The following is a 12,673-nucleotide window of genomic DNA, read 5'->3' as shown; positions in this document are numbered from 1 at the left end:
ATAGCAGTCTTTCCTATTGTTCCAACAATTGAGAGCAAAACATCTCCTGCACTAATATCAGTTCTTTTATTCTCTTGCTCAAAATTCTCTTCACTAATATAGCGGATTTTATCATGATCAAATATAATGTCAAAATTTGTTATATTAACTGCACTTAACATTGGCTTACCTTCTGCACGTGCTATTGGTGGGTTATGGGAACCGTCTGTAATTTTTTTACATATTTCGTTTAATTTTATAATTTTATATTCTTTATCAATTTCAAAAAAAGGTTTCCAATTATCTATTACCTGTCTTGATCCATCTATTATTTTCTGATAACTATCTAACTCATCAACTATTTTTTGTTGTTCTTCAATAGAAAGAAGAGGGATTTTAATTTTAGATAATTTAGCAATAGATATGTATTTAGTTGTTTGAGTCGTAGAAATACTTAATAATTCTTGCTCTAATGATTTACAAATATAAAATAAAAATTTAGGTAGTACTTTATCCTTATATTGGTCTTTAATAACTAAACCATTTATTTGCTGATTTGTAGTAAGAGGTATTTCAGAAAAAGCAACTTTCCCTATTGTTGCAGTGCAAGATAATAAAACTGTTTGAGTAGGAAGCAATTTTACACTTGTTTCTTGCAAAGCCTTTTTTGTAATAAATTGCTTAGTTTTAAAAATATTTTCTCCATTTTCTAAGTCTTCAAGGGTAAACCAAGGAATATCACCGTTATCCCAATATTGCTGTTCCTTCCTAGATGGAGTTGTGCCATTATGTATATGACAAATTTCAAGTAGCTCCACTATTGTAGATTTCTTATTTTCTGCTATCTCTCTGTATCCATTACCAACCAAATTATAACTATTATTTTTTACTTTCTCTAAATCTATTATTTCAAAACCAAGCTCAAGCATATTAGCTTTTAAATCAGGATTTTTATCTATTTGCCTAATATCGGAGGCATCAATTTTGTTAAAATCATTTATGCCGGTCATTTTTCTTTTTTTATTGTCTAGGGTAACACCTATATTTTTGGCTCCATAAAACCAATAATCTTTTTGTCTATTTGGTTTATGAGCGTCAGTAAAATAAAGTATATCCGTTTTTACTCCCGTATAAGGCAGAAAAGTACCTTGCGGCAAAGAAATAACAGCCTGTAATCTTGCTTTTGATAGTAAAAATTGATGAACCTTGGCAATATCTTTTCTAAATAAGAAACCTTCCGGTACGACTAATGCCATCCTGCCACCTTCTTTTAAATTTTGTAGGCAATGTAAAACACAAGCAGCATCGCCGTTATTTTTTGCAATGCCGTTATAATAAAGAGGTGCTATATGATTTTCCGTTATGGTTTTACCGTTTTTAATTGTCTGTTTAGTAATAGTTTGAGAAAACGGCATATTGGTGATTATTATATCAAACTTTGTTAGCCGGTTTGTTGATTGTTCGATATAATCAGGATTTTCAAGGCTATTTATTTGTTGAATTACGCTATGTCCGTCACCATGTAAAATCATATTCATTTTAGCGATTCTAGCAGTTTTGGTTAATTCTCGTCCGTATAATGTGCGATACTTTAATTTTTCTAAATCTTCATTGGTATTAATTATATTATTTTCTTTGATGTAATTAAAAGCTTCAGTTAAAAAACCTCCTGTACCACAAAAAGGATCATAGATTGTCTCTTTAAATTTAGGATCAATGAGGTTAATAATAGTTTTAACGACATTTCTAGGAGTAAAATATTCGCCCAAATCATTCTCGGTTGATGTAGTTTTTTCAAGGAAATATTCAAATGCATCACCTTTTATATCAGTATCTATTGTCGATAAAATAAGAGGGTCGATTGCATCGATAATATGCCGAGGTGTTTGAGGGTTACCGATAGAAATAGGCGTAAAAACGTCACCGCCATACTTATTTTTGATTTGTTCTATGACATAGCCGTTTATGTAACCGATAATATCTTCGTTTGACTGTGCTTTAATAGTATTCCACCAAGATTTTTCATTATTCTCACTAAGCAATTTTAAGAATAATATATTAGCAAATTCACTAAATCGCTCTATACCTGCTCTGAGTCCTTCGCTTCTTAAAATATTATTTAGGTTTTTGAATATCGATATCAACTCATCTCGTGAAACTTTAACTTCCTTAGGGATTGTCCAGGCTTCATTACTATTTTCATATAAAAAAGCTAATATCTCTTTTTCACGAAGTAACTCTCTTACTTCTTCACCGTTTAATATGAGCTCTTTATTATTCGCTACAAAACGAGTTTCACAATAAGCCCCGTTCATAGCAAATACTAAGGACACATTAAGAGCTTTTGCATATTCTGTTGCTTGTTCTAAGGCTAACTTTAAATCTACTCCGCCTTTTTTCGCTTCAATAATTGCAATAGGTGTGTCATTGCCACTTTTATATAAAATATAATCCGGTCTTTTTCCGTTTAATTTTGTTTGTTCCGTTTTTGATTTTGGTTTTTGGAAATAAACATTCTTTTTAGTGTCATTATCTATATGCCAACCTTTGTTCACAGGGTTATTGCTGATAATCCATTCAGTTTGTTGTTCTGCTAACATAAAAATTGTTTAGATGTTCTATTGAGGATTATATCTTCTTACAGTTATTATACAAGCTTATAGAAAAACAAAAAACAACTTTTATCTCACTAAAAAATAAATTATTGCTATGGATTTATATAGATTTTTGACTTTCTTAATGAATTTAAATAACTTATTATTATCACCTTGTTATAATCAGTATTAAATCATGCGTATAAATAATCAATTAAGAGAATTAATTAAGTCCGGTACTTTTGCCGGTATATTATTAATTATTGCTTTTACCTTAGCAATAATCGTCAGCAACAATATTTTCCTAGCAAAATATTATTCTTCTTTTATTTACAGTAAAATCTCTTTAACAATAGGAAGCGTAAGTTTACAAACAACTTTTATAGAATTAGTTAATGACGGTCTCATGACTTTCTTCTTCTTATTAATAGGTTTAGAAATGAAATTTCATCTAGTAGAAGGTGAATATAAAAATAAAAAAACTAATATTGCCTACGGCAGCGGCACTTGGCGGTGTGGTAGTTCCTGCCTTAGTATACATGTTTTTTAATTATGATAAACCAGGTTTAATAAAAGGCTGGGCTATTCCTATAGCAACCGATACTGCTTTTGTCCTTGGTATTTTATCTTTTTTCAGCCGACATATATCTTTAGAATTACGGGCTTTTATTATAGGTTTTTCATTAATTGATGATGCTTCTGCATTAATTATACTAGCCTTGTTTTATACTAAAACAATCAATACTCCGGCATTATTAATTTCCTCTGCAATCATATTCATCTTGCTTATATTGAATTATCGACAAGTTAAACAGCTATTTTATTATATAATTGTAGGTGTATTGTTATGGGTAAGTATGGTGGAGTCCGGCATTCACGGTACTCTATGCGGAGCTATAATAGCACTTTTCATACCCGTTAATATAAAAGGAGAATTTAACACTTCTTTCAAAAAACTTGAAAACTTAACTCGTCCTTTTGTAAATTACTTTATTTTACCTCTTTTTGTATTTATGAATTCCGGCATTCTTTTAGAATATTTTGTATTTAAAGGCATTTGTTCTAATTCAATACTTGCTTTAGTTTATGGGATAATATTTGGTTTATTTATAGGCAAACAATTAGGTATTATGTTATTTTCATATCCATTTGTGAAATTTAAATTCTGTAATTTACCAAGTGATACTTCATGGTTAAAATTTTATTCTGTATCTATCCTTGGAGGAATTGGATTTACCTTAAGTTTGTTTATAGGTAGTATTACGTTTGAGAGTAGTTGCCCTTCAAACTCTATGAGAGCTGCAGTAATAATCGGCTCTTTAGTTTCTGCATTATTTGGCGTAATCGTTCTAAAATATTGTACTAGAAAAGAGTAAGGTGGCAAATATATATACTTCGAGTAAGGTAGACGAAGTTTAATTTGGAAAAGAGCAAGGAGTCTGTAAGCCGAGGAGCGGAGCGTACAAAAGTACGTGAGCATCCGAGGACTTACAAAGACGACGTAGCCAATTTTTCAAGTTCAACGAGTATATATAGTAAACTCAGCCCCGTTTTGTGACAGGCCTGAGGGTAGAGCCTATAATAATAGGCGAGACGACGAACAACGAAGCACAAAGTGGGGATCAGTTTACTATACTCATTAAGTAACGATGATAGGATTTAAATAATACATCATATTTTTGTTTGGAAAAAACAGGATATGGTACTATATAGATATTACTAGAAGAAGGAATCGCTTTTTCAAGCTTATTTAGCACAAAGGGCATATTATAATTATGCTCTACTAAAATTACTGAAGTAAGATTATAAGTCACAATAAAATCAACCGCTTTCTTAACATTATCTTCTTCAGAAATTATTTTATTCGGAGCAAGTACTACTCGTTGTTCTATCACGCTATGTTCTTTTAGCAAATTTTTTAATTGCCCCGCAGATTCTATACCGGTAATAAATAATATAGGTGCATAACCAGCCTTAAGCAAAGCAATACCGGTTTCAATTTTATGCCCTCCTCCTGCAAATACTATTATTGCACTAGTAGTATTACTGTTAAACTTATAAGAATTTATTAAATATATATAATAACCAAAACTACCTATCCAAAAAGCAAAAATTGCTAAAATTGTGAGTAAAAATTTTTTGATCATTTAAATATTTTGTTAAATTCAGTTTGAATAATTTTATCAAATTCAGACATTTCAATATAAATTCCTAACTGATTTAAAGATGTTACTAAAGAATTTTCAAGTCCACAAGGAATAATCCCACCAAACTTACTCAAATCTGTTGAAATATTTATAGCTATACCGTGATATGTGACCCATTTTCTTACTCTAACTCCTATTGCAGCAATTTTAGCAAATTTATCTTTCCTTACTTTTACCCAAATTCCTACTTTATCTTTAATAATATATGCTTTAATTCCAAAATAATTTAAGCTATTTATAATCCACTCTTCAAGCATTTTTATATATAGCTTTAAATCTTTATGGCGATTTGGTAAAGCCAAATTAAGAATTGGATAAATAACACGCTGACCCGGTCCATGAAAAGTAAATTTACCGCCACGACCTGTGTAAATTACCGGAATATCACCGTAATCTAATAATTCTTCCTGCTTATAATTAGTACCGGCGGTATATACTTCAGAATGTTCGACTAAATAAACAATTTCGGGTTCATTAGCATTAATTACCTTATTAACATAGTCTTCCATTAATTTCAAAGTAACTTGATAATCCGTAAGATCCGGTATAGTTATGAATTGCACCATATTATAAATATATCATATTAACTACTTAATTCAGATTTATATTTCAATATTAATGTATCTAAAATTGCTATGGTTTCAGCATCCAAATCGCCGGAAAAATTATTAGGACGAAAATGCATTTGAAATGAAATTATAACGTCTTTCATTTTAGAGTCTAGAACTCCGGTAGCTTCAAGTTTATAACCGTATGTAATAAATTTTTGCCGAATTGCTGCAATATCGGTTGTATCAACTTGCGGCAATAGATCGTTAAAACTACGGTCATCATACCATGCTCCTATACCGTTATCATATAATAGTTTCCAAGGAAATAGCGGCCCTGGGTCCTGTTTTCTACCTGGAGCAATATCAGAATGTCCAACCACTCTAGTAGGTTTAATATCATATCTAGCAATAATCTGTTTACACAAACTTATAACACTATTAATTTGCGGCGAAGAATAAGACAGCCAGGTTACAGCGTCATTCACAAGGCTTGACACAGGCGAATTTTTCGAGATAAGTCTGTGCTCACGTACTATTGTACGCTGTGCAGACTTACCCTTAAATTCATCCTGTCTGAAGCCTTGTGAATTTAGCTGCATATTATTATTTTTTGTATTTACTTTAAACGCAGGATTTACGATTTCAATGCCGATTGATGTGTCATTAATACGCTCATGACCTTGCCAGTAACTTACTCCGGCATGCCATGCTCTATCATGCTCTTCTACTAATTGAAATATATGTTCAGGGTTTTCATCATTTATTAAATAATGGCTACTTAACTTTTCACCGGTTAGAAAATCTAAAGATTGTTTAAAATCACATTGTGTATAATGTAGTACTAGGAATTTAATACGTTTATCAAACCCTACAGCTCTATAAGATGTTTTATCGATTACTATCATAGTTTAAATGGTGTTAATCTTAGTTAAAAACGACTTTGTTGCATGGCTCTTATGTCATTCCTGCGGAAGCAGGAATCCAGCATAAAGCAAGATAAATCAAGCTTTTAATTTCAAGAACTTGCTGTATTTATATTTTTTTCTAGATTCCTGCTTCCGCAGGAATGACATAAACCGATCCCCAGTATGATAAGAAAAATTTTGATGGTGCCGGATATCGGATTTGAACTGATGACCTACCGCTTACAAGGCGGTTGCTCTACCACTGAGCTAATCCGGCATATTAATATGATTATAGAGAAAAGGTAACTATTTAGAAAAAATGTGAAAACGTCCTTATGTCATTCCCACAAGGTATTGGTTTTATTGCATGGCTTTTATGTCATTCCTGCGGAAGCAGGAATCCAAAAAAATTTAATGTTGTTACACATTATTGACAAAGTAAGCATATAAAAAACTTGTTTTTTATATGCTTTACTAGATTCCCGCCTACGCGGGAATGACATAAAGCGATCCACACAAGCAATGCCTGCTCGCAATGACGAAAATGTACTATAAACTAAGCTTCTTTTTTGCTTGGTCTAGCTTTGCGACTTTTTGCTTTAACTTCCATTTCTTTTTTGATTTTTTCAGGAAGAGTAACACCAGCTTGCTCAATAAATTTTGCAACTCGCTCGGTTGGTTTAGCACCAGTGCCAAGCCAATATTCTATACGATCTTTTTTTAAAACCACACGCTCACTATTATCTGAAGCAAGCATTGGATTATAAGTTCCGACTTTTTCTAAAAAGTTACCATCACGAGGTGCTGTTGCATTAGCTACTACTACACGGTAAAAAGGACGCTTTTTAGCACCGCCTCTAGCTAAACGAATTTTTACTGCCATATATTACTTACAATTATTTTATTTTTTCTTCTTTAAAAAGAACATGTTTTCTTACTTTTGGATCGTATTTACGAAAAGAAAGTTTTTCGGTCTGGGTTTTTGGATTACGCTTTTTTACTAAAAAAAACCCTGTACCTGCCGTGCTTACTAATCTTACCAAAATATTTTTATTTTTCTTTGCCATTAGCTGACACCTTAAATCAAGATATTATTTTATTATTACTTAAGAAAAGCAGAATAAAACGAAATTGAAAAATAGTCAAGTAAAATGAAATAATTTAACCTGATGTCATTCCTGCGAAAGCAGGAATCCAGCTTAAAGCGAGATAACTCGAGCTTTTAATTTTAAAAATTTGTTGTATTTATAATTTTTTTTCTGGATTCCTGCTTTCGCAGGAATGACATCGAACTGTGCAACAAAGCCGATTAAGACTTTGGTCAATTTTTCAAATTAAACGAGTTACCGACCAAACAAGCGTTCGATATCCTTAAGCTTCAACTCAATATAGGTAGGTCTGCCGTGATTACATTGTCCTGAAAACGGCGTATTTTCCATTTGACGTAGCAGTGCATTCATTTCATCTGCCGATAATTTTCGTCCTGCTCTAATAGAGTAATGACAGGCATAAGTTTCCGTCACATGCTCTATTAACTCCGTCAAAGCTATATTTTCGCCAAAGTCCGATAAATGATCGGCAAGATCTTGGATTAACTTTTGTACATTTACATCTCCAAGGATATTTGGGATTTCGGTTACTATAATAGATTTTTCACCGAATTTTTCTAGAGTTAAACCAAGTTTGGATAATTTTTCCCTATGCTCATACAAGCAATCCGCTTTTCTTTCATTTGGCAGTTCTACTATCTCAGGGATAAGTAAACGCTGTTTTATTAACTCTTCCGTTTTAAGGTAATCTTTTATTTTTTCATACCCTAAACGTTCATGTGCTGCATGTTGATCGGTAATTACTATACTATCTTCGGTCTGTGAAACAATATAAGTCGTATGAGGTTGTGCTTTAGCTGCTCCAAGTCTGTATTGTTTGTGGGTTTGCTGCTCTTGCTCTATACGATTCTCTACTTCTTGCTCTATTTTTGCATGCGGTAATGTATCAATTAGCTTCTGACAAGCAGTATTTGGTGCAGACTTAAAGTTAGACGGCATAGCAGGTCTATATTCGCTAGGTTTGCTATTAACGTTTAAGCCTTTACTTAAAGGCGGTTGTTTGTTAACTAAAGGATTTTTAAATAACTCAAGAGCATCAGAGGCGATAGTAGTAGAGGTAACATGGCTTTTATTTGTTAAAGCATTTTTAATTGCTTCTATCAATAAATTTCGTACATAATTCGGATCATGAAACCTTACCTCTGCTTTTGCCGGATGTACGTTAACATCAACAAGCTGCGGGTCGATTTGTAAGAATATAGCACATAGCGGATAACGATCACGAGCTAAATAATCCTGATATGCTACTCTTAGAGCTACTTGTAATAATTTGTCTTTTACCGCTCTATTATTTATAAACAAAAACTGATCTTCACTTGAAGCTCTATTATATGTCGGGATACTAGTATAGCCGCAAATAGAGAAATCAGGAGTTTTGAAATCTATATAAGCGGCATTTTTTATAAAATCTTCACCTATTACATCGATTATACGCTGTTTTAAGTTACTTTCTGCATCTTTATTTTGTCCTTTAAGCTTTAAAAGATTCTTGCCGTCATGTGTTAAGCTAAAAGAAATTTCAGGATGTGCTAAGGAAATTTTCTTAACTACATCAACTGTTGCAACAAGTTCAGTTTTGTCGCTTCTTAGAAATTTTAAGCGTGCGGGCGTGGCAAAGAATAAATCCCGTATCTCTATTTTAGTACCTTCATTATGGACAGAAACAGTAACTTGTTTTTCATTGCCGCCGATTAATTTAATTTGAAACGCTTTGTCAGCCTCTTGTTTCTTAGAAGTAATGAGCATTTTACTAATAGCAGCAATAGACGGTAATGCTTCACCACGAAAACCGAAAGTATGAATATTTAGAAAATCGCTTTCATCAAGCTTAGAAGTTGTATGACGTTCAACGGCAATTTCTAACTCCTTATCAGTCATACCGATACCGTCATCGGAAATAATGATTAGATTTTTACCGGCACGTTCTAAGATAATATCTATTTTAGTACTACCTGCATCAACCGCATTCTCAACTAATTCCTTTACTACCGATGCAGGTCTTTCTATAACCTCACCGGCAGCAATTCGGTTGATAGTACTTTCTGAAAGAAACTTGATAGTCATTTTGCTACTAATTTAAATTTCTTACTACAATATGGGCAGATAACTTCCTTTTTTTCTTTATCTATCTCTAAATAAACTTTTGGATGGTCATATGGAGGTTCTTTGCCCTGGCAAGATACAGATGCATCAACGCTATTAACAATTTCCATAGATTTATACATTATTTCTTTAAGTGAAATCTAATATAAGTTACTTTTAAATAAAAGACAAATAATACTTGATTAACTATGTCATTCCCGCGTAGGCGGGAATCCAGTACTTTAAAGCTCTTTAAAAGCTCGGTTTATCTTGCTTTACCATGGATTCCCGCCTACGCGGGAATGACATCGAACGTCATACAATAAGACTAGGTTGACTATAGCATAACACAGCAGGAGGTAAAAATGAAAAACAAAGTAGCAGTCATTACCGGTTCTACTAGCGGTATCGGGCTTGAAATAGCAAAACATTTCGCAAAACTTGAATCTAAAATAGTTATTAACGGTCTTGCAAAAGAAGATGAAGTAGCCAAAATTTCAGCAGAATTGAAAGAACTTGGTGCAAGTAGCGTATTTTATCAAGGAATAAATTTAGAAAAACCTGAAGAAATTCGTTCTATGTTTGAGAGAATAATAAAAGAATTCGGTAAAATAGATATATTAGTAAATAATGCCGGTATTCAGCACGTTGCCCCTATTGATGAATTTCCTGAAGATACATGGGAACAAATTTTGCGTATAGATTTAATAGCCTCTTTTTATACTACAAAATACGCAATACCGATTATGAAAAAAAACGGCTTTGGGCGGATTGTTAACATCGCTTCTGCTCATGCCTATGTCGCATCACCCTTTAAGTCGGCATATGTAGCAGCAAAGCACGGTATCCTTGGGCTTACCAAAACCGTTGCTTTAGAAGTGGCTGAGAATAATATTACAGTGAATGCTATCTGCCCTGGTTACGTTAATACTCCCTTAGTCAGGAATCAAATAGCAGATACTGCTAAAGCTAGACATATCAGTGAGGAATCGGCATTAAGGGACGTAATCCTAAAATCTCAAGCTACAAAGAAATTTGTTGAAGCCGATGAAATAGCAAACTTAGTAATATTCTTATGTGACGACAAAGCATCATCAATAACAGGTAGTGGACTCTTGATAGATGGCGGCTGGACGGCACAGTAGTCTTTAATTCTTAATATTTGTTAGTTATTGAGAAATAACTAACAATGAAAATTTCTTGTAAAATTTTGATTTATCCCTTTACACTAAATAATAAATCAAAATTTATCCAAGGAGGAATTTATGCCAGAAAAAAAACATGTACATTTTCAAACTGAAGAAATTGAATTAAATAGAGTAAAAAATGCCAAATTAATTCATTTTAAAGATGAACTGGGCAGACCCATAGATGGGCAATTAGTTATAGGAGAAGTTGAAGAAGTAAAAGAAAAAGAATTTTCTAGACCCATAGAAGTTGAGGTAAAGCGTAATTTGGGTAAGTTTAAAAAAGCTCTAGCCTATCTTGGAATTATTAAAAATACCAAAAAAGTTATTAAAGAAGAAAAATATACGGAAAAAGTAGTAAGCAAAGAAGAGAAAATTATAGGCACCTATGAGTTAGGCAATTTTACTAATGATAAGAATTCCATAGAGAATTTTTTAAACAACTTAGATTTCCATGAAGAAAAACTTTACGCATATGATCTTAGTGGTAAAAAAATTGGCGAAGTAGGTGATTTTGGAAAAGTAGTATTAGATGAGAATATTAAGCTTGATGAAACTATTCTTCAAAAAGATGGAAAAGTATTTGCTATTGAAAAAAATGGTAAGTTCTTAGATTTAGAAGGTAAAGCTTTACAAAATCAAAATCAGTTTATACAAAAAAGTGGTGGTGTTTATCATTTAAGCGGTGCTACAAACATAAAATATTTTGATAAAGATGAAGATATTAAGACTTCAAAAGGTGTTACGAATCTTAACACAAAGCCCGTGAAAAGTGCTCTTAAAGGTAGCAGAGAAGCTACAAAAATAGGAGAAAAACTACGAAAACAACAAGAAGAACAGAAATTTGCAGGAATCAAAAAGCCAAAAGGAGCTAAACTTACAAAAGTAGGAATTCCGGTAGTCCCCACTAGAGGATAACTAGGTTATAAGTACTTGACCATTATAACGTATATATTATAATAGTTATGACCAAATTAATATGCACGTTATAATAGTCATAATAAATTATGATCTTATTATTTAGCCTTTTGCATGTCTAATATAGCTTGTACTTGAGCTTTTACTTCTAGATTATCAGGCTCTAATTCTAATGCTTTATTGTATACTTCAAGAGCTAAGTCATATTTGCCTAATTCTTCTAAAGCAAGACCAAGATTATTATAAGCATCATAATTAGGGTCTAACTCAATTGACTTATTATATAACTCTAATGCTTGCTCATATTTTGCTAGGGTAAACAAAATATTTCCTTTTCTAAGGTAGACATAAGAATTATTAGGATTTAGCTTAATTGCTTTGTTAAAAGATTCAAGGGCTAGTTCGTATTCTTCTAATTCTTCAAGTACCATGGCTTTATTAAGGTATGAATTATAAAAATTAGAGTTAAGCTCAATAGCTTTGTCATACGATTCTAAGGCAAGTACATATTCTTTTAACTGATGCAATTCAAGACCTCTATTAAAATACGCATAAGGATTATTTGAATTTAGCTCAATTGCTTTACTATATGATTCAACTGCTAATTTATGTTTATCTAATATAGATAGTACTATACCTTTATCAAAATATGTACTGAAATCCTTAGGGTTTAATTCAATGGCTATATCATATGCTTCAAGTGCTAACTCATATTTTCTAAGCTCTTTCAAAACTAATGCTTTATTAGAATATGCATTAGAATAGCTAGGATTTAATGCAATTGCTTTATCATATGCCTCGATAGCTAATTCATATTCTGCTAATTTTTTTAGTACAAGACCTTTGTTATAATAACCTTTAGCATCATTCGGATTTTTCTTTATCGCTTCTTCACATTCAGTTAGTTCCTTTTCAAGATCATCTGCAACTGATTTAGCTTTATTATTAAATAAGGATAAATCAGGCAAATAGTTACGAAAGCATATTGCTACTACGGTAATCCTCCCCAAAAACAATCGACAAAAGGAGTAGAATTTTTTAGAAGTAAAGAAGGAGATTCTATAAATGACAATATCAAAACACAGTGATAGCCAAATCATGTCTATCTTAAAGCAGGCGAGCAGTGGGATGCCTGTAGCAT

11 protein-coding genes, 1 tRNA gene and 1 pseudogene are annotated in these 12,673 nt (G+C 32.3%); 3 read left to right on the top strand and 10 right to left on the bottom strand.

What is annotated here, in order from left to right:
• Positions 1–2,579: N-6 DNA methylase (locus tag AC1Z7D_RS03100; RefSeq protein ID WP_482601866.1), on the bottom strand; the 2,579-nt coding region annotated here is incomplete at its 3' end.
• A gap of 190 nt (positions 2,580–2,769) precedes the next feature.
• On the opposite strand from AC1Z7D_RS03100, the pseudogene nhaA reads away from it, so the two are divergent.
• Positions 2,770–3,949 (top strand): annotated as a pseudogene (gene nhaA / locus AC1Z7D_RS03095) (Na+/H+ antiporter NhaA).
• Between the two features lie 246 nt (positions 3,950–4,195).
• On the opposite strand, the gene AC1Z7D_RS03090 reads toward nhaA, so the two are convergent.
• The 8 genes from AC1Z7D_RS03090 to AC1Z7D_RS03055 form a co-directional block, all read right to left on the bottom strand.
• Positions 4,196–4,720: a YdcF family protein gene (locus tag AC1Z7D_RS03090; RefSeq protein WP_482601864.1), complete on the bottom strand. Its 525-nt coding sequence runs from the start codon at positions 4,718–4,720 to the stop codon at positions 4,196–4,198.
• Positions 4,717–5,346, bottom strand: coding sequence for a lipoyl(octanoyl) transferase LipB (gene lipB, locus AC1Z7D_RS03085; protein WP_482601862.1), 630 nt, complete (start codon positions 5,344–5,346; stop codon positions 4,717–4,719). Before lipB ends, AC1Z7D_RS03090 begins: the two co-directional genes overlap by 4 nt.
• Positions 5,347–5,363: 17 nt before the next feature.
• Positions 5,364–6,236, bottom strand: a complete 873-nt coding sequence (locus tag AC1Z7D_RS03080; RefSeq protein ID WP_482601860.1) for an N-acetylmuramoyl-L-alanine amidase — start codon at positions 6,234–6,236, stop codon at positions 5,364–5,366.
• Positions 6,237–6,438: 202 nt separating this feature from the next.
• Positions 6,439–6,513: transfer RNA gene (locus AC1Z7D_RS03075), tRNA-Thr, on the bottom strand.
• Between the two features lie 279 nt (positions 6,514–6,792).
• Entirely contained in the window at positions 6,793–7,119 is a 327-nt protein-coding gene (gene rpsP, locus AC1Z7D_RS03070; protein ID WP_482601858.1) for a 30S ribosomal protein S16, read from the bottom strand.
• A 13-nt stretch (positions 7,120–7,132) separates the two neighbouring features.
• The gene (rpmG, locus tag AC1Z7D_RS03065; RefSeq protein ID WP_011478029.1) at positions 7,133–7,303 is read right to left on the bottom strand and encodes a 50S ribosomal protein L33; all 171 of its coding nucleotides are present in this window, start codon (positions 7,301–7,303) and stop codon (positions 7,133–7,135) included.
• Positions 7,304–7,579: 276 nt separating this feature from the next.
• Complete coding sequence (mutL, locus tag AC1Z7D_RS03060; RefSeq protein WP_482601855.1) at positions 7,580–9,409, bottom strand: DNA mismatch repair endonuclease MutL; 1,830 nt, start codon at positions 9,407–9,409, stop codon at positions 7,580–7,582.
• A complete protein-coding gene (locus AC1Z7D_RS03055; RefSeq protein ID WP_482601853.1) occupies positions 9,406–9,570 on the bottom strand; it encodes a zinc-finger domain-containing protein in 165 nt (54 codons plus the stop codon). Before AC1Z7D_RS03055 ends, mutL begins: the two co-directional genes overlap by 4 nt.
• Before the next feature lie 222 nt (positions 9,571–9,792).
• Here AC1Z7D_RS03055 and AC1Z7D_RS03050 point away from each other — a divergent pair, with 222 nt between their 5' ends.
• Positions 9,793–10,572, top strand: a complete 780-nt coding sequence (locus AC1Z7D_RS03050) for a 3-hydroxybutyrate dehydrogenase (RefSeq protein ID WP_482601851.1) — start codon at positions 9,793–9,795, stop codon at positions 10,570–10,572.
• 120 nt (positions 10,573–10,692) lie between these two features.
• Entirely contained in the window at positions 10,693–11,532 is an 840-nt protein-coding gene (locus AC1Z7D_RS03045) for a hypothetical protein (RefSeq protein ID WP_482601849.1), read from the top strand.
• Positions 11,533–11,630: 98 nt separating this feature from the next.
• On the opposite strand, the gene AC1Z7D_RS03040 is transcribed toward AC1Z7D_RS03045, so the two are convergent.
• The gene (locus AC1Z7D_RS03040; RefSeq protein ID WP_482601847.1) at positions 11,631–12,542 is read right to left on the bottom strand and encodes a tetratricopeptide repeat protein; all 912 of its coding nucleotides are present in this window, start codon (positions 12,540–12,542) and stop codon (positions 11,631–11,633) included.
• Positions 12,543–12,673: the final 131 nt, after the last annotated feature.

Source organism: Rickettsia sp., assembly GCF_965035265.1.
The sequence above is the reverse complement of the archived record's forward strand: the minus strand, read 5'-3'. Positions and strand labels throughout refer to the sequence as shown.